This is a genomic window from Streptomyces viridosporus T7A, assembly GCF_008704515.1.
In the GTDB taxonomy this organism is placed as follows: domain Bacteria; phylum Actinomycetota; class Actinomycetes; order Streptomycetales; family Streptomycetaceae; genus Streptomyces; species Streptomyces viridosporus.
Genome location: NZ_CP023700.1, coordinates 4,863,463 through 4,881,118, shown reverse-complemented (window position 1 = coordinate 4,881,118; position 17,656 = coordinate 4,863,463). Strand labels below are relative to the sequence as shown.

Annotated in this window: 13 protein-coding genes and 1 riboswitch; of the genes, 6 read left to right on the top strand and 7 right to left on the bottom strand. The window is 74.8% G+C overall.

Translation table 11 applies throughout. The features are described 5' to 3' along the window. The first annotated feature begins 35 nt into the window (after positions 1 to 35). Positions 36 to 200: riboswitch (cyclic di-AMP (ydaO/yuaA leader) on the top strand. Positions 201 to 203: 3 nt separating this feature from the next. Further along, on the top strand, positions 204 to 701 hold the full coding sequence (locus tag CP969_RS22685; RefSeq protein ID WP_004984638.1) for a transglycosylase SLT domain-containing protein: 498 nt from the start codon (positions 204 to 206) through the stop codon (positions 699 to 701). Here CP969_RS22685 and CP969_RS22680 read toward each other — a convergent pair. Continuing rightward, the gene (locus CP969_RS22680) at positions 665 to 1,537 is read right to left on the bottom strand and encodes an HAD family hydrolase (protein ID WP_004984641.1); all 873 of its coding nucleotides are present in this window, start codon (positions 1,535 to 1,537) and stop codon (positions 665 to 667) included. The two genes, CP969_RS22685 and CP969_RS22680, sit on opposite strands and share 37 nt — an antisense overlap. Before the next feature lie 190 nt (positions 1,538 to 1,727). Here CP969_RS22680 and CP969_RS22675 point away from each other — a divergent pair, with 190 nt between their 5' ends. From CP969_RS22675 to CP969_RS22665, 3 genes are all read left to right on the top strand, one after another. Then, positions 1,728 to 2,813: a GNAT family N-acetyltransferase gene (locus CP969_RS22675; RefSeq protein WP_004984642.1), complete on the top strand. Its 1,086-nt coding sequence runs from the start codon at positions 1,728 to 1,730 to the stop codon at positions 2,811 to 2,813. Between the two features lie 84 nt (positions 2,814 to 2,897). After that, complete coding sequence (locus tag CP969_RS22670; protein ID WP_016825061.1) at positions 2,898 to 4,127, top strand: glycosyltransferase family 2 protein; 1,230 nt, start codon at positions 2,898 to 2,900, stop codon at positions 4,125 to 4,127. 92 nt (positions 4,128 to 4,219) lie between these two features. Continuing rightward, on the top strand, positions 4,220 to 4,975 hold the full coding sequence (locus CP969_RS22665; RefSeq protein WP_171817522.1) for a polysaccharide deacetylase family protein: 756 nt from the start codon (positions 4,220 to 4,222) through the stop codon (positions 4,973 to 4,975). A gap of 187 nt (positions 4,976 to 5,162) precedes the next feature. On the opposite strand, the gene CP969_RS22660 is transcribed toward CP969_RS22665, so the two are convergent. The 5 genes from CP969_RS22660 to CP969_RS22640 all read right to left on the bottom strand — a co-directional run bounded on the left by CP969_RS22660 (position 5,163) and on the right by CP969_RS22640 (position 12,823). After that, the gene (locus CP969_RS22660; protein WP_026084963.1) at positions 5,163 to 6,293 is read right to left on the bottom strand and encodes a glycosyl hydrolase; all 1,131 of its coding nucleotides are present in this window, start codon (positions 6,291 to 6,293) and stop codon (positions 5,163 to 5,165) included. Then, a complete protein-coding gene (locus tag CP969_RS22655; protein ID WP_016825063.1) occupies positions 6,290 to 6,724 on the bottom strand; it encodes a hypothetical protein in 435 nt (144 codons plus the stop codon). Before CP969_RS22655 ends, CP969_RS22660 begins: the two co-directional genes overlap by 4 nt. Further along, entirely contained in the window at positions 6,721 to 8,574 is a 1,854-nt protein-coding gene (locus tag CP969_RS22650) for a hypothetical protein (RefSeq protein WP_016825064.1), read from the bottom strand. The genes CP969_RS22655 and CP969_RS22650 overlap by 4 nt, the downstream gene beginning before the upstream one ends. A 174-nt stretch (positions 8,575 to 8,748) precedes the next feature. Beyond that, positions 8,749 to 11,643 carry a hypothetical protein gene (locus CP969_RS22645; protein ID WP_016825065.1) on the bottom strand — a complete coding sequence of 965 codons (2,895 nt, stop codon included), beginning with the start codon at positions 11,641 to 11,643 and terminating at the stop codon, positions 8,749 to 8,751. Beyond that, complete coding sequence (locus tag CP969_RS22640) at positions 11,567 to 12,823, bottom strand: DegT/DnrJ/EryC1/StrS family aminotransferase (RefSeq protein ID WP_026084965.1); 1,257 nt, start codon at positions 12,821 to 12,823, stop codon at positions 11,567 to 11,569. The genes CP969_RS22645 and CP969_RS22640 overlap by 77 nt, the downstream gene beginning before the upstream one ends. Before the next feature lie 303 nt (positions 12,824 to 13,126). Here CP969_RS22640 and fahA point away from each other — a divergent pair, with 303 nt between their 5' ends. Both fahA and CP969_RS22630 read left to right on the top strand, forming a co-directional pair. Then, entirely contained in the window at positions 13,127 to 14,341 is a 1,215-nt protein-coding gene (gene fahA / locus CP969_RS22635) for a fumarylacetoacetase (protein WP_016825067.1), read from the top strand. A 222-nt stretch (positions 14,342 to 14,563) separates the two neighbouring features. After that, the gene (locus CP969_RS22630) at positions 14,564 to 15,502 is read left to right on the top strand and encodes a M56 family metallopeptidase (RefSeq protein WP_004984662.1); all 939 of its coding nucleotides are present in this window, start codon (positions 14,564 to 14,566) and stop codon (positions 15,500 to 15,502) included. Between the two features lie 43 nt (positions 15,503 to 15,545). On the opposite strand, the gene recQ is transcribed toward CP969_RS22630, so the two are convergent. After that, complete coding sequence (gene recQ, locus CP969_RS22625) at positions 15,546 to 17,498, bottom strand: DNA helicase RecQ (protein WP_039830977.1); 1,953 nt, start codon at positions 17,496 to 17,498, stop codon at positions 15,546 to 15,548. Between the last annotated feature and the right edge of the window lie 158 nt (positions 17,499 to 17,656).

The following is a 17,656-nucleotide window of genomic DNA, read 5'->3' as shown; positions in this document are numbered from 1 at the left end:
CGGACGCCGAATCCTGCCACCGCCCGCACCCACCGACGACGAACTCACTCACGCACGGCAGGAGCGGGGGACCCAGGTAAGTCGCCGGGCCGGCCACACGCCGGAACGGCTAGGGGTGAAGCCATGCCCGCAGGGGCACGGCCGGGCACTCTCCCGCCCGAACCCGACAGCTCACCTCGCAGGCGTAGGAGAGGAACCCAGACATGCCTGCATCCGGTCAGCTCCGCCGCTTCGGCAGCCGCCGCCTCGCCCGCTCCCTCGCCGTCACCGGCATCGCCGCGATCGCCCTCCCGCTGTTCGGCGCGACCAACGCCTCCGCGGCCACCACGCCGTCCGCCGCGCCCGCCGCAGCCACGACCGCCGCCTCCACGACGACGTACGCGAACAACCTCGACGGCTGGATCCGCGAGTCGCTGTCGATCATGGCGCAGCACGGCATCCCGGGCTCCTACGAGGGCATCCACCGCAACGTCATGCGCGAGTCCTCCGGCAACCCCAACGCCGTCAACCTCTGGGACTCCAACGCGGCCAAGGGCACCCCGTCGAAGGGCCTGCTGCAGGTCATCGACCCGACCTTCCGGGCGTACCACGTGCCCGGCACCACCTTCGACCCGTACGACCCGGTCGCGAACATCACGGCGGCCTGCAACTACGCCGCCGACCGCTACGGCTCGATCGACAACGTCTTCGGCGCGTACTGAGCCGTCCGCTGACGGCCGAGCACGGCCGCCCCACCGAACAGTCGCTCGAGGACGACGGCCACGCCGTCGTCCTCGTTCGACGTGGTGACCTCGTCGGCCACCGCCTTCAGCTCGGGATGGGCGTTGGCCATGGCGACGCCGTGGGCCGCCCAGCCGAACATGGGGACGTCGTTCGGCATGTCGCCGAACGCGACGGTCCGCTCCGGACCCAGCCCCAGGTGGTCGGCGGCCAGCGCCAGCCCGGTCGCCTTGGTGACCCCGCACGGCTGGAGCTCCACGGTCCCCGGCCCCGACATGGTGACGGTGGCCAGGGAACCGACCACCGCGCGCGCCGCCGCCGCCAGCGCGTCGTCGGACAGGTCGGGGTGGCGCAGCAGCACCTTGCTGATCGGCCGGTCCCACAGCTCGCTGCGCCGCTCGACCCGCACGGCGGGGAGCGTGGGGTGCGGCATCACGTAGCCGGGCTCGATCAGGGTCAGCCCGTCGACGCCGTCCTGGTCGACCGCGGCGTACACCTCGCCCAGCTCGGCCTCGATCTTGCCGAGCGCGGTCTCCGCCAGCTCCCGGTCCAGCGTGACGGACCACAGCAGCCGGTCCGCGTCGGCGTCGTACACCTGTGCGCCCTGTCCGCACACCGCGAGCCCCGTGCCGCCGAGGTCCTCCAGGAGCGACCGCACCCGGGGGGCCGGGCGCCCCGTCACCACGAGGTGCCGGGCGCCGGCCTGCGCCACCCGCGCGAGCGCGGCGAGGGACCGGTCGGAGAGGGTGTCGTCACTGCGCAGCAGCGTCCCGTCCAGGTCGGTGGCGACGAGTGAGAATGCGGTGGGTGCGGCCATGATCAGAGAATACGGACCGCGCGCCTACTCGATTCACCACGCCCGCGGCCGCCCCCGCCCCGCCGGTGCCGGGTGGCGTCCGGTTGAAGGCCTCTGCACCGTTTGGCGACAACATGCTCCGCTCTCTACCGTCCGCGTGGTCCCGGGCGGTACCTTCCAAGTGTCCGGGGGGACTTGATCGGGGGGTCAGGTGAGCAGTGGACGCGTGCGCGTGCTGAGGCCCGAGGAGCTCGGCGAGGGGGAGCGGGAGCGCTGGCGGGAACTGCGCGCCGCGACGGACGCACCGCGCAGCCCTTTCATGGAACCGGAGTTCACCGTCGCCGTGGGCCGGTTGCGGCCGCGGGCCGGGGTCGCGGTGCTGTACGACGGAGCGGAACCGGCGGGCTTCCTGCCGTACGAGCGGGGCGCGTGGGGGCAGGGCCGGGCCATCGGGTTCGGGGTGTCGGACTGCCAGGGCGCGGTCCTCGGCCCCGGCCACGGCCTGGAGACGGGCGAACTGCTGCGGGCCTGCTCGGTGTCGAGCTTCGTCTTCGACAACCTGGAGGCCGGCCAGGCCCTGTTCGTGCCGTACGCGGCCGAGGAGCACGCCACCTACGTCATCGACGTGGAGAAGGGCTACGAGACCTACGCGTCGGTGCTGCGCGCCCGGTCGCCGAAGTTCCTGAAGACCACCCTCGCCAAGGAGCGCCGGCTCGGCCGCCAGGTCGGGCCCCTGCGGTTCGTCTTCGACGAGCGCGACCCGGCCGCGCTGCGCACGCTGATGGACTGGAAGTCGGCGCAGTACCGCAGGACCGGGCGGCGGGACCGGTTCGCGCGGGAGTGGATCGCCCGGCTCGTGGGCCGCCTCGCCGAGACCCGGGCCCCGCAGTGCGCGGGCACGCTGTCGGTCCTGTACGCCGGCGGCCGCCCCGTCGCCGCGCACTTCGGCCTGCGCTCGGCCTCCGTCCTGGCCTGCTGGTTCCCGGCGTACGACCCGCGGTTCGCGAAGTACTCGCCCGGCCTGGTGCTGCACCTGCGGATGGCCGAGGCGGCGGCGGCCGAGGGCATCGGCCTGCTCGACATGGGGCGCGGCCCGGCCGAGTACAAGGACTCGCTGAAGACCGGCGAACTCGCCGTCTACGAAGGAGCGGCCACGCGTCCGGGGACGGGTGCCGCACTGCACTGGCTGAGCCGCGAGCCCGCGCGCCGCGCGCACAGCTTCGTCCGCGACCGCCCGCGCCTCGCGTCGCTGGCGTCGCGGACCCTGAAGGGCGCGGCACGGCTGCGCCGGTCGTGAGGAGGGGGAGGACGCGTGTCCCGAGGAGCAGGTGCGCAGGCGCGTACGCAGGAGGAGATACGACGGTTCCTGGCCATCGGCGCGGTGCAGGTCGCCGAGCTGGACCTGGCCGGTGACGAGGCCGTCCTGAGACCCGGGCCGGGCAGTCCCCCGGTGACCCACGGCGAGGTGTTCCTCCTGGTCAGACGGGAAGGCCGGCCGGTGGGCACGCTGCTGGCCCGGGTGCCGGAGGGGGCGGACCCGCAGACGGTGCTGACGGAGGCGGCCCGGAGCACGGCGGACGAGGCGCCCGGGCGGGACCTGCCCGCCGGAGCGCCGCCGTCCACCGGTGTCGTCGTGGCCACCCGGGAGCGGTCCGGGCAGCTCGCCCGCGCGCTGGACTCGCTCCTCGCCCAGGACCACCCGGACTTCGAGATCGTCGTCGTCGACAACGCGCCCGTCACGGACGCGACGCGCGAGCTGGTGGAGCGGAAGTACGCGGAGCGCGTGCGGTACGTGCGCGAGCCGGTCCCCGGGCTGGCCGTCGCGCACAACACGGGGCTCGCCGCGGTCCGGGGCGAGGTGGTCGCGTTCACCGACGACGACGTGGTCGCCGACCCCCGCTGGCTCACCGAGCTGACCGCGCCCTTCGCCGCCGACCCCCGGCTCGGCTGCGCCACCGGCCTCATCCTGCCCGCCCGGCTGCGCACCCCGGCCCAGGTCCTGCTGGAGAGCCACGGCGGCTTCGCCAAGGGCTTCGCGCCGACGACGTACGACCCGCAGGACCCGCCCCGCGACGAGCCGCTGTTCCCCTTCACCGCGGGCCGGTTCGGCTCCGGCGCGAACATGGCCTTCCGCACCGGCGTGCTGCGCTCCGTCGGCGGCTTCGACCCGGCCACCGGCGCGGGAACGCCCGCCCGGGGCGGCGACGACCTCTACGGGTTCGTGCGCGTCCTCGCGCAGGGGCACCGGCTGCACTACACCCCGCACGCGCTGGTCTGGCACCACCACCGGGAGACCTGGGCCGACCTGGAGACCCAGGCCTACGGCTACGGCGCCGGCCTCACCGCCTACCTCACCGCCGTCCTGGTCAACCGCCCCGCCCTGCTGCCGGCCCTCCTCGCCCGGCTGCCGCGCGGGCTGTCCCGTGCCCGCGCCCTGACGGCCGTGCGCGAGACGGACGGGGGCGGCGCTCCGGGCGACCACGGCACCCGCACCCATCCGTGGCCGCGCCGGCTGTCCCGGCTGCAGCGCAGGGGGATGGTGTACGGACCGGTCGGCTATCTGCGGGCACGGCGGGCGCTGCGGGACGTTCCGGGCAGGGGGACGGGATGACCACGTCGTCGCAGGGACCGGTGCCGGGCGGAGCGCGGCCCGCGGAGGGAACCGGGGACACGGTCGTCCCGGTGTTCCTCTACCACGCCGTGATGGAGGAACCGCCCGACTGGATCGCCGAGTTCACCGTCACGCCCGGTCAGTTCGCGGCCCATCTCGACGCCGTCGTGGACAGCGGGCGCACACCCGTCACCATCGGCGCCCTCGCCGACCACCTCGCCGGGCGCGCGCCCCTGCCGCCCCGGCCGGTGCTGCTCACCTTCGACGACGGCTTCGCCGACCTGCCCGGCCCCACCGCCGAGGCGCTGGCCGAGCGCGCGCTGCCGGCCACCGCGTACCTCACCACCGGCGCCATCGCCCCGGGCGGCCGCAGCCTGCTGCCGCCCGCCCCGATGATGACCCTGGACCGGGTGGCCGAGCTGGAACGTTCCGGCATGGAGATCGGCAGCCACACCGTCACCCACGCCCAACTGGACACGCTGACCGCCGAGCGGCTGCGCACCGAACTGCGCGACTCCAAGGCCGTGCTGGAGGACGCCCTCGGCCACCCCGTCCCCCACCTCGCCTATCCGCACGGCTACAACAGCCCCCGGGTACGGGCCATGGCCGCCCGCGCCGGGTACGAGACGGCGACCGCCGTCCGGCACGCGCTCAGCTCGGACCGGGACGAGCGCTACCGCATCGCCCGCCTCATCGTCCGCCGCGGCCACACCGTCGCGGACGTGCGGAACTGGCTGGCGGGCAGCGGCGCGCGGGTCGCCCCCTACCGCGACGGCCCGAAGACGATCGCCTGGCGCTGGTACCGCCGGGTCCGGGCGGCCGTCAACGGGCCGGAGTTCGCGGGGTGAGGGGGCCGGGTCCCCGACATGACGGGGCCCGTGGCGGGACGGAAGCCCATGGCGGTGCGGAGGCTCGTGACGGGACGGAAGCCCGTGACGGTGCGGAGACCCGTGGCGGGACGCAGGTCCATGGCGGAACGGAGACCCGTGGCGTGGCGGGCCCGGGCGGGGGTGCCGCGGCGCACCGCCCGGTCGCTCACTTCAGCGGCTGGTTCAGATACGGGTCGGACACCGCCTCGCGCAGGCTCGCCCACGCCGCCTCGTTCGCCAGGGCGAGGTCGCAGTGCGGTCCGGGGTCGCGGTGGTTCCACTGGAGCGCGGCCCCGACCCCCTCCAGGTCCTTCAGCACCCCCGGCACCTGCGCGTACCACTCGGCCTGCCGCTCCGGACGCCTCGCGTCGGCCGCCGTCCCGAACTCGGAGAGCATCAGCGGCTTGTCGTCGGAGAGGTTCTTCCGGATCCAGTCGTGCGTCGCCCTCTGGGTCTGCGCGAAGGTGAGCCAGTCCGTGTCGTGGCACCGGTAGTAGTTGTACTGGTTGTAGCCGATCCAGTCGACGTACGCGTCCCCCGGGTACATCCGCTCGAACAGGTCGGCGTGGTTCAGGTACCCGGTGATGATCCAGGTCCACACCACGTTGTCGACGCCCAGCTCCCGGAACCGGTCGTGGATGTGCCGGTACGCCTTCACGTACTCCGCCGGTGTGCCGTTGTCCGGGGTGCGCGTGTCCATCTCCAGGTCGAAGGAGAGGAAGACCTTCTTCCCGGTGCGCTCCCCGTAGTCCTTGATGCGCCGTGCCTGGACGTCGATGACGGACGCGTCCAGCTCACCGGCCGCGATCTCCTTCCACGTCGGCTGCTGCTCCTTCCTGCCGCCCCACCACTTGCTCTCCCAGGACAGCAGCAGCATGCGGTCCTCGCCGACGCGCTGCTCCTCCGGGGTGAGCAACTGCCCCTCCCTGCGGGCGCCTTCGGGCACGGACATGTCGTGGTACGTGTAGACGATGTCGAGCCTGCGGCCCACGCGCTTCTCGTAAGCCTCCACCTTCTCCTCCAGGTCGGCCCGCTCGTGCGGGACGAACGCGCCGAACCAGGCGCCGCAGGGCGGTTCGAGCAGGGCGGTGGGCCGGCACTTCTCGCCCATCGCGGAGGGCTGCGGGCCGGACGCGTCCCGCAGGGCGAGCGCGGCGACCAGGACGGCGCCGGCGACCGTGGCGGACGTGACCAGCAGCCGGCGCCGCTTCGGCGCCGGCTGCTGCCCCGGCCCGCGGTGCCGTCCGGTGTCGGTGCGCGTGCCGGTGTCACGGCGAAAGGGACGGGTGAACCTCACGGAGCAGAACCCTTCTGTGTCCTCGGTGTCGGCAAAGAGGCGCCCCGCAGCCGCGGGCAGAACGCGGCGAGCGTGGTCAGCAGCGTCAGGGCCAGCAGCACGCGCTGTGCGCTGAAGGTGCGGGTGGCGATCAGCACCGTCGCGACGGTCATCACCGCGCAGATGCTGAGCAGGACGGCCAGCATCAGGCGTTCCAGCAGGTCGGACCGGCGGGCGAAGTCGGGGTCGCGCCGCTCGACCGGTCCCCGCGCGGGTCTGGCGCGCAGCGCCGGACCGCAGAGGCCGACCAGCGCCGCGCCGGGGCCCGCCGCCAGGAACACGGCGACCGCCGCGCCGCGCACCGGTGATCCGCCGGGCAGGGCGAGCGCGGCGAGCGCCAGCCAGCCGCCGAACGGCGGAAGCATCCGCACCACGAGTTCCTGCGGTGTCATCGCCCCGCTCCCCCTTCGGTCCTCAGTTCGTAGACCACTCCGGCGCTGTTCTCCGCCACCGGCCGGAAGAGCTCGGAGCGCGCGACGGACTCCTGGATGCGGTCCAGTTGGGCCCCGGTGAGCTGTCCGTTCATCTCGGAGTCGGCCCGCTGGCCCCGGGTCAGCAGGAAGTAGGCCCGGCCCGGACGCTCCACCCCGGCCATGTCGCGGGCGAGGGTGGCGGCCGGGTCCTTCACGATCTCGTCGATGTGGCGCCGGTCGTCCTCGAGGAACCAGTAGTGGTCGATGGTCCCGTACGAGGCGTAGGCGAGCGGGTAGTTGCGGTTGGCCGCGACGATCGTCGACCCCTCGGCGGCCCGGTCGAAGAGCTGCCGCACCAGGGCGACCTCCTCCGGCGGGAAGTAGTTGATCCGGTCCTTGCCCGAGTAGCTCGGCACGAAGGCCAGCGTCCCGGCGAGGAGCACGAGCAGCGGGCCCTCGGCGCGCAGGCCCCCGCGGACGGCGGCGCGCGCCGGGCGCCGCCGGGCGGCCGCCGCGGAATCCGCGCCCGCCCCGCCCGCCCCGCGCGCCTCGACGGCCCGGGCCTCGGCGGTGAGCGTGCGCACCTCGGGCAGCAGCGCGGCGGCGGCGAAGAAGGCGGCGCCGGGCAGCAGGAACATCAGCACCCGGAAGATCATCTCGCTGCCGTAGCTGCTCGCCACGAGCATCGGCAGCGGGGCCGCCGCGACCAGCAGCAGGGGCATCGCCCGGTGCCGCAGCACCCGCTGCCGCACGATCCCGGCCACCGCCAGCAGCAGGACCGAGCCCGACAGCAGCCGGGCCGCCCACGAGGTCGCCACCGCGCCCGTACCGGTCGGGGTGGTGCCGTACCCGGTGGCGACGTTGCCGCCGATGTCGCCGACGGAGCGGATCATGTCCGGCAGCGCGGCGGACAGGAAGGGCAGCGCGGCCGTCAGACACCAGGCCAGGAAGATCACGACCGTGGTGAGGGCCGGGACCCAGTCCCGGTGGCGGCGGACCAGGCACAGGGCGAGCAGCGAGACGACCAGCATGCCGGGGGTGAGCTGGTGCGAGATGACGATCGCCACCACCAGCGCGCCGGCCACCGCCGTCCAGACGGCCTGCCCCTGCCGCCCCGGGGCCTCGCCGGCCCGGCCGTACCGGCGCAGGACGACGGCCAGCACCCCGAGGTGCAGCGCGAAGGCCACGGACTGGGGCGAGAAGTAGTCCTGGCCCACCCAGTTGGCGGCGTAGAAGAGCCAGACCGCGGTCCAGATCAGCCGGCGGTCCTCGGTGAAGGTGCGGTAGATCAGCAGCAGCGGGAGCAGCAGCATCAGGCTGGAGACCAGCGGCCACCAGGCCATGTACATCGCCGCCGACTCCACGCCCAGCAGCCGCACCAGCGCGGCCTGGGCGGCGAAGAAGCCGGGCCACTGGTCGTACACCGCCATGTCGCCGACCTGGTCGGCGGTCTGGAGCCCGCCGGCCGTCAGCAGGTGCTCGACGACGCCGTCGTGCTTCCACGCCCAGGCGTACAGCGGGGTCGGGTAGAGCAGCGCCTGCGTGGCCCGCTCCATCAGCAGCAGGCCGAGCACGTACGCCGCCGGCCAGCCGCCGGGCCGCCGCGGATCGCGGACCGTCCACCAGAAACCGGCGGTGAGGACGGCGAGACCGGCCCAGAAGGCCGGGTGGAGCGCGGTGACGAGCCCGAAGTCGTCGAGCCGCGACACATCGGTGTGCCGCACCGCGTACCCCCACAGGGCGAGCGCGGCGAGCAGCGGAACGGCGGGCCGGACGGCGCGGCCACGGCGCCCGAGCCGGACGGGCGGGAGGTCGGAGAGATCCGTCATGGGCTCGTGGGACTCGTGGCGCTCGTGGGAAGGACCCGGCGCCTTCGGCGGGGCTTCGTCGGGAACGGTCGGCGCCGGTGTGCTCCCCGGCGCGGGCTCGGGCGCGGATCTCTCCCGTGGAGTGGTTGGCGGACGCACGGTGGTTCCCCCTGGCGATTCGGCTCCGAAGCTTGATCAGTCCTTGGTGCGGCCGTCCGGCCGTCCACGGCGGTACGACGCCACCGCCGACGCGGCACGGCGGAGCGGTGGAAGCAGGACGAGCGGCACGAGCGGGACGGCTGCGGCGAGGGCGACGAGCAGCAGGGGGGCGACCGACGCGAGCGCGTCCCGCCCCACCCAGCCGCCCACCGCGACGAGGTACAGGACCCCCCAGCGCCCCGGCCACGACAGCCGTCCACCCGCGTGCGCGAGCAGCAGCCACAGGGGGACGAGGCACAGCACCTGGCAGACCGGCGGCCCCCAGCGCAGCAGCGGACCGGGCCCGTCGAGGCCGACCGCGTCCGCGAGGAGACCGGCCGTCTCCGCGTACCACGCCCCGCCGGCCGCCCTCGGTTCCCGGCCGAGGACGGCCGGCGCGGCGTGCAGGGCGGCCAGGACGGATCCCAGCGCGGCACCGGGCAGCCAGGGGTCGGGCCGGGTGCACAGCGTCACCGCGGCGACGAAGACGAGGAGGAGCGTGCCCCCCGCCGCGAGCGCCGTGAGCGGCAGCCCCTCCAGCAGTTGACGGCCGGTGAGCTCGTCGCCGCGGGCTGCGCCGGGCCGGGGCAGTGCGCGGACCGACGCCCAGAAGACGAGGCCGGTAAGACCGAGCAGGGCCCAGAGGCCGCCTCGCAGACGCCGCTCCACCACGTCGTCGGACGACGCTGCGGGGGCGGGGTCCGGCTCGCCGGTCCGCGGTGCCGTGCGGGAGTCCGTGCGGGAGTCCGGCTGCCCGTCCGCGGGGGCGTGCGCCCGGCGCGCCCAGGGCGTGCTGCTCGCCTCCCCCGGCTCCCGCCCCTCCCACGAGCGGCCTTCCCACGAGCGGCCCTCCCCCGAGAGCCCGTCCGGCGGCGCGTCGGCGGACCAGGCGGGCCGGCCGGGGCGCGGTGTCGCGTCCCGGGGCGCGCGAGGGCCGACCGCACCCGCGGGCCGGTCCGCCTCGCCCCGGTCCCGCGGCTCGTCCCGGGCCCGCAGCTCCTCCCGGTCGCACGGTTCCTCCCGGTCCCGCGGCCCGTCCTGCGCGGCCGACTCCCGCTCCCGTGATCCCCGGTGCTCCCGGTACGCCCGGTGCTCCCGGTGCGTCTCCTCCGCCCGGTCCCGCAGCGGCCGTTCGTCCCGCTCGGGTGCGTCCCGCCCGGCCGCCTCCCCGCGTCCCGCACCGTCCTCGACCGCCTCGCCGGCGCCGTCCCCGCCGCTCCCTCCCGCCCGCCGGGCCGCCCCCGGCGCGCCGGTCCCGGCCTCCGTGGGGCGCGGCGGCTCCGGAGGGTGCGGCCGCACGATGAGCGCCAGCGTGTCCGCCTGGAAAGCCTCCCGTTCGTACCCGGGGCTGCCGATGAACAACGTGACCGTGTCCTCACCGGACCCGTCGGCGTCCCCGTCCTCGTACGCCGCCCGGCGCGCCCAGGTCGTGCCGTACCCGGCGGTGGCGTTCAGCCGCGCCCAGCGGGTGCCGTAGGCCGGGGCGGGGGTCCGGGCGGCGGGCGGGGCGCCGTGGCCGCGCAGCGCCGAGCGCAGCCCGAACACCGAGACGGCCGCGATCAGCGTCATGCCGATCAGCACCGCCCACCCGGCGCCCGCGATCCCCGCCGGGGTGAACAACGCGGCCGCGCTGCCCAGGACCAGGACGCACATGGCCCCCTGGAGCGCGGCGAGCACGCCGGTGCGCCCCTGCACCCGCAGCACCCCGATGTACAGCTCCACGACCACCCGGGGCAGCGCCCCGAGCGCGAGCAGCCTGAGCACGGTCGAACCGTGCTCGGCGTAGTCCGGGCTGAACGGGGTGAGGATCTGCGGTGCGAAGGCCACCAGCACCAGCACCACCGGCACCAGCAGCAGCGTCATCCGGCGCAGCGCCCCGCGCACCCCGTCCGCGAGCTGACGCGGGTCGTGCGAGGCGTGGGCGGTGAGCGAGGAGGCCATGTTGATGGCCATGAACTCCATCGTGCCGCCGACGGTGTACGCCACGTAGAAGTAGCCGTTCTCCGCGGCGCTGAAGCGGACCGCGACCATCACCGGCAGCAGGTTGATCATCGCCAGGCTGAACAGCGCGCCGAGCGAGTCCCCGGCCAGGAAGCGGCCCATGACCCGCAGCCGCGGCGGTTCCACGTCCCGGTCGGCGGCGGCCTGGCGCGGGATGAGCCGGCGGAAGACGAGCCAGCCGAGCGGCAGGGTGGAGAACGCGATGGCCACGGCCCAGGACACGAAGATGCCGAGCACGGGCAGCGCGCTCGCGAAGACGACCAGCAGGACCAGTTTCCCGACGGAGAACACGGCGTTCCCGGCCGGCACCCACGCGGCCTTGCGCAGCCCCGTCAGCACCCCGTCCTGCAGCGTGAGCAGCGCCCAGGCCACGCACGCGGCGACGAACAGCGCCCCTGCCACCGGGGTGCCGAGGGGCGCGTAGGACGCGCCCCACTGGTCGAGCGTGAGCAGGAAGACGCCGGCCGCCAGGGCGACGACCAGCGAACTCGCCCCGTACACGCCCCACACCAGACGTCCGGTCTCGCGGCCGGCCCGCGGGACGAAGCGGACCACGGCGCCGATCATCGTGGTCGCGGTGATGCTGGCGAGCAGGCGCATGGCGGCGATCGCGGCGGACCCCTGGCCGACGGCGTCCTCGGAGTAGTAGCGCGCCGCCACGAGCCAGAAGCCCAGTCCCAGAACGGCGGACACGCCGGTGCTGAGCATCAGGAAGTAGGCGTTCTTGAACAGGGAGTCGGAGGCGGACCCGCTCCCGGCGGGCTCGGGCCCGCCCCCGGAGCCGCGCACCGCGGCGGGCTCCTGCACCCGGGTGTCAGCCACGGGACGGCCCCAGCCCTCTCGCCGCTCCCCGCCGCGCCGGTGCCCGCGGCGGCTCCGCGGGCCGCACACCGGACCGTTCCAGCACCTCGACGGCCTCCCGTGCCCGCAGCGGGTCCACGGGCAGCGCGTGCCGCGCGAACCAGCGGGCCGCCCCGGGCGCGGGCGACGGGTCAGTGAACTCCGCGCCCGCGTAGTCGTCCAGCGGCGGATCGTAGAGGTAGCCGACGACGATGCCGCGCCGTGCCAGCGCCGCCGCCGCCGCGTCCCGGTCCGCCACCAGCAGCGGCACCCGGAACAGCGGCTGCACCGCGCTCCCCTCGCGCGGCCGGGCCCACCGCGTCGACAGCAGCAGCTCCGTGCCCGCCCTGGAGGCCGCCAGCACCTCGTCCAGCCGCTCGAGCCCGCGGCGGACGCGCCGCAGGCGCAGCGGGCCGGACCGCAGGCGGTAGTCGTGCATGTCGACGCGCACCCACGGATCGTGCGCGTCCAGGTCCGGGGCCGAGCCCGCGGCGCGGGCCAGCGCGTCCGGGCGCAGGGGCATCCTGATCCCGTCGCGCTCCGTCAGGCCCAGCAACCGGAGCACGGCCCAGGCGGCCCGCCGCAGTCCGAGGCCCCGCACGGCGGCCTCCGCGTACGGCCTCGCCCAGTAGGCGAGTTCGGACGACGTCCGGGGCGGGGCGAGCAGTTCGTCACCGGCCTCGCGCAGCACCTCGCGCAGGCTCGGGTCGGCGAGGGAGAGCATGCCTCCCGCCTGGGCCCCGACATGCTTGGAAAGGCTGAAAACGGATGCGTCCCCCCACGCCCCGACCGGCCGTCCGCCGACCTCGCTGCCGATGGCGTGCGCCCCGTCCTCGAACAGCGGGATGCCCAACGCGTCGCAGCGCGCCCGCAGTTCCGGCGCCGGGTCGGGGTTGCCGTACAGGTTGGTGGTGAGCACGGCGGAGAGCGAACCCCAGACCTCCTCCGGCACGGCATCGGTGTCGATGGACGCGTCGAACGGGTTCAACGGCGCCTGCACCGGCCGCAGTCCGGCCGCCAGCACGACGAAGAAGATGACGTCGTCGTTGACCGGCGACATCAGCACCCGGCCGCCCGGCGGGCACCAGTGGCGCAGCGCCACGTACAGCCCCAGCCTGCACGACGGCACGTACACGCATTCCCGACCGAGCCGGCCGCGCATGGTCTCTTCCAGCCGTTTCGACTGCGAGCCGGAGCGCGCCGAACCCGGGCCGGCCTCCCCAATGGCCATCCGCCCCCCTATGTGCCGTCGGAAAACCCCCTCCCCGAGGCCTTCCGGCACCCGCCCAGAGTCGCCCCGTTCGCACCGCTCCGTCAAGATTGCGTCCCGTTTCGTGGATGACTTCCGGTACGCAAGGGGAACCGGTGTCCGAGCCCTTCGGAGCGCGCGTACCGGCCCCACCTGCCCCTTCGGCCCCCGCACCACCGTGCGGGCTCTGCCCAAGACCGCCGTCTCACCCGTAACGTGTGGCACGGCCACGAACACGTGGAATACCTGCGAGCACCTGCGCACACGAAAGAGAGGCAGCACTCGATGCCCCCCTTCGATGTCCCCGAGGGCGACCCCTTCGGCCCGCACAACCTGCCGTACGGCGTGTTCTCGCCCCCCGGCTCGTCGGAGCGGACCGTGGGCGTCCGGCTCGGCGACCACGTCCTCGACGCCGGTGCGGCGGCCCACGCCCTCGGCTCCCCCTACGCCTCCCTGCTCGCCCGCCCGACCCTGAACCCGCTGCTGGCGGCGGGCCGTACGGCCTGGTCGGACGTACGGCGGGCGCTCACCGCGTGGGTGACCGTCCCGGCGCACCGGGAGGCCGTCGAGCCCCTGTTCCACCCGCTGTCCGAGGTGACCCTGCACCTCCCCTTCGAGGTCGCGGACTACGTCGACTTCTACGCCTCCGAGAACCACGCCCGGAACGTCGGCCGGATCTTCCGCCCCGACGCCGCCGACTCCCTGACCCCCAACTGGAAGCACCTGCCGATCGGTTACCACGGCCGCTCCGGCACGGTCGTGGTGTCCGGCACCGACGTCGTGCGTCCCTCGGGCCAGCGCAAGGCGCCCGCGGACCCCGCCCCGGTCTTCGGCCCGTCCGTCCGGCTGGACATCGAGGCCGAGGTCGGCTTCGTGGTCGGCGTGCCGTCCGAGCACGGCCGGCCGGTGCCGCTCGGCGACTTCCGCGACCACGTCTTCGGCCTCTGCCTGCTCAACGACTGGTCCGCACGCGACATCCAGGCCTGGGAGTACGTCCCGCTCGGCCCGTTCCTCGGGAAGTCCTTCGCCACCTCGGTGTCGGCCTGGATCACCCCGCTGGACGCCCTGGAGCAGGCCCGCACCGCGCCGCCGGAGCGCACCCACGCGCTGCTGCCGTACCTGGACGACGCGGACGAGGAGCCCGGCGGCTACGACCTGCGGATCTCCGTGGCCGTCAACGGCCACGTCGTCTCCGAGCCCCCCTTCTCCACCATGTACTGGACGGCCGCCCAGCAACTCGCCCACATGACCGTCAACGGCGCCTCCCTGCGCACCGGCGACCTGTACGGCTCCGGCACGGTGAGCGGTCCCACCGAGCGGGAGCGCGGCTCGCTCCTCGAACTGACCTGGAACGGCCGCGACCCCCTCGAACTCCCCGACGGCAAGCGGACGTTCCTGGAGGACGGCGACACCGTGACCCTGTCGGCCTGGGCACCGGGCCCGGACGGCGCCCGTGTGGGCCTCGGCGAGGTCACGGGACGGGTGGTCCCCACGGCCTGACCGACCCCCGCGGGGGCCACGGCCCGGCCGGTACCCCGGCCCCGGTCGGCACCCGGATCCCGGCCGGCCGCTGACTCGCACCGCCCCTCGCCGTCATACTGGGCGTCGGGCGGTGCGCGGGTACGCACGCGCGCTCCGCCGTCCCCTCTCATGTACGCCCCCCCCGCACGACCCCGCACGACCCGAAGCCGCCCTCTTCCGACAGGACCCGGAGTCCGTGGCATGACCGTCTGCCTGCTCCTGCTGAGCGTCGTCGCCGTGACGGCCGCCGTGCCCGTCCCCCGGGCGCTGACCCGGGCGAAGTGGCCGGAACGGGAACCGGTGGTCGCCCTGTGGGTGTGGCAGTGCCTGGTCGCCACCGTCCTGCTGTGCTGTGTGACGGCCCTCGCCCTGGGCGCCGCGGCCGTCTTCGGCACCGTCCGCGCCCAGCTCTTCGCCCCGGCCCCGCCCGCGGTGACCGCGGCCTACGACCTGTCCGCCGCGCCGCCCTGGGCCGCCGTCCTCACCGCGCTGCTGGCCTGCGGGGCCGCCTGGACGACGGCCATGCTCGGGCGCGAGCTGGTCGAGGCCCGCCGGCGACGCGCCCGGGCCCGGGCCCATCTGCGCGAGCGCGCCCCCGATCTGCCCGCCGGCCTCCCCTCGGCCCGTGGCCCCCTGCTGGTCCTGGAGGACGAGTACCCGGACGCCTGGTGGATGCCGGGCAGCCCGCCCCAACTGATCGTCACCACCGGCGCCCTGCACCGCCTCACCGACCACCAGCTCGACGCCGTCCTCACCCACGAGCGGGGCCACGCCCGCGCCCGTCACGACTGGCTGCTGCACCTCTCCACGGCCCTGGCCACCGGTTTCCCCCGCGTTCCGCTGTTCGCCCACTTCTGCGACCAGACCCACCGCCTGGTCGAACTGGCCGCCGACGACACGGCCTCCCGCCGCTGCGGCCACCTGACCACGGCCCTGGCGCTGATCGAGCTCAACCAGCACCGCGGGGTCCTGTCCTGCGGTTCCGGCCGCCGCCTGCTCGGCGAGCGCGTCGACCGGCTCCTGGCACCCCCGCCCCGCCTCGACCGCCGCCACCGCGCCCTGACGACGACCGTGGCGGCGCTGGTGCCGCTGCTCCCCCTGCTGATCACCTTCGCACCGGGGCTGACGGCCCTGCCCTAGGGGTGACGTTCGGATCTTGCCGCGAGGCCCGGGGACGGAACGCCTACGCCCAGTCCGGTTCGGGTTCGGGCTCGAACCCGGGCTCCTCCTCGGGGCCCGGATCCGGCTCGGCTCCGTCTCCCCCCGCCGCGCCGGACGGGCCGCCCAGCGACCCCAGCACCGCCACCACGCCCTCCCCGTACGTGGCCAGCTTCTTCTCCCCCACTCCGCTGATCCCGCCGAGTTCGGCCACCGAGGTGGGCCAGACCGTGACGATCTCCCTGAGCGTGGCGTCGTGGAAGATGACGTACGCCGGGACGCCCTGTTCGCGGGCCTGCTCGGCACGCCAGGCGCGCAGGGCCTCGAAGGCCGGCAGCAGGGCTTCGGGCAGCTCGGCGACGGCGGCCTTGCGCTCGCCCCGCCCCGAACCCGACGCCCCCGACCCGCCCGACCGGGAGGTCACCGGCTTCTTCGGCTCCTTGCGCAGGGGCACCTCCCGCTCCCGCCGCAGCACCGCCCCGCTGGCCTCGGTGAGCACCAGCGTGCCGTACTCGCCCTCGACCGCGAGCAGCCCCTGGGCGAGCAACTGCCGGACGACACCGCGCCATTCGACCTCGGTCAGCTCCTCGCCGATCCCGAACACGGAGAGCTGGTCGTGGTCGAACTGGATGACCTTGGCCGTGCGCCGCCCCAGCAGGATGTCCACGATCTGCACCGCGCCGAACTTCTGCCCGCGTTCCCGCTGCAGCCGCACCACCGTGGACAGCACCTTCTGCGCCGCGACGGTCCCGTCCCAGGTCTCCGGCGGGGTGAGGCAGGTGTCGCAGTTGCCGCAGCCCGCCGGGTCGGGGTCCTGGCCGAAGTAGGCGAGGAGCTGACCGCGCCGGCACCGGACGGTCTCGCACAGGGCGAGCATCGCGTCCAGGTGCTGGTGGGCCCGCCGCCGGAAGGACTCGTCGCCCTCGCCGGACTGGATCAGCTTGCGCTGCTGGATGACGTCGCCCAGCCCGTAGGCCATCCACGCCGTGGACGGCAGCCCGTCGCGGCCGGCGCGGCCCGTCTCCTGGTAGTAGCCCTCGACCGACTTGGGCAGGTCCAGGTGGGCGACGAACCGGACGTCCGGCTTGTCGATCCCCATCCCGAACGCGATGGTCGCCACCACGACCAGGCCGTCCTCCCGCAGGAACCGCGCCTGGTGCGCGGCACGCGTCCCCGCGTCGAGGCCCGCGTGGTACGGCACCGCCTCGATGCCGTTGCGGGTGAGGAACTCGGCGGTCTTCTCCACGGAGTTGCGCGACAGGCAGTACACGATGCCCGCGTCCCCGGCGTGCTCCTCGCGCAGGAAGGCCAGCAACTGCTTCTTCGGGTCCGCCTTCGGCACGATCCGGTACTGGATGTTGGGGCGGTCGAAGCTCGCCACGAAGTGGCGGGCCTGCGGCATGTGCAGCCGCTCGGTGATCTCCCGGTGCGTGGCGTGCGTGGCCGTCGCCGTGAGCGCGATCCGGGGCACCTCCGGCCAGCGCTCGCCGAGCAGCGACAGCGCGAGGTAGTCGGGCCGGAAGTCGTGCCCCCACTGGGAGACGCAGTGCGCCTCGTCGATCGCGAAGACGGAGATCTTGCCGCGCGAGAGCAGGTCCAGGGTGCCCTCCAGCCGCAGCCGCTCCGGCGCGAGGTACAGCAGGTCCAGCTCGCCGGCGAGGAACTCCGCCTCGACGACCCGCCGCTCGTCGAAGTCCTGCGTGGAGTTCACGAACCCGGCCCGCACGCCCAGCGCCCGCAGCGCGTCCACCTGGTCCTGCATCAGCGCGATGAGCGGGGAGACGACCACGCCCGTCCCCGGTCTGACCAGGGCCGGGATCTGGTAGCACAGCGACTTGCCGCCCCCGGTCGGCATGAGCACGACCGCGTCGCCGCCCGCGATCACGTGCTCGATGACCGCTTCCTGCTCACCGCGGAAGGCCTCGTACCCGAACACCCGGTGCAGCGCGGCCAGCGCCTCTCCCCGCATCACTGTCATCCCGCCACTACCGCCCGTCACCGTGCACCCGTGAGCCGTCCCTCGACCACTGCCCCCACGATAGGGGGCCGCACCGACAGCCCCAGGAGTTGTCCACAGGCGCGGCCCGCCACCGGCGCGGAAGGGCCCCGCACGCGGACGACGGCGGCCCGGCACCC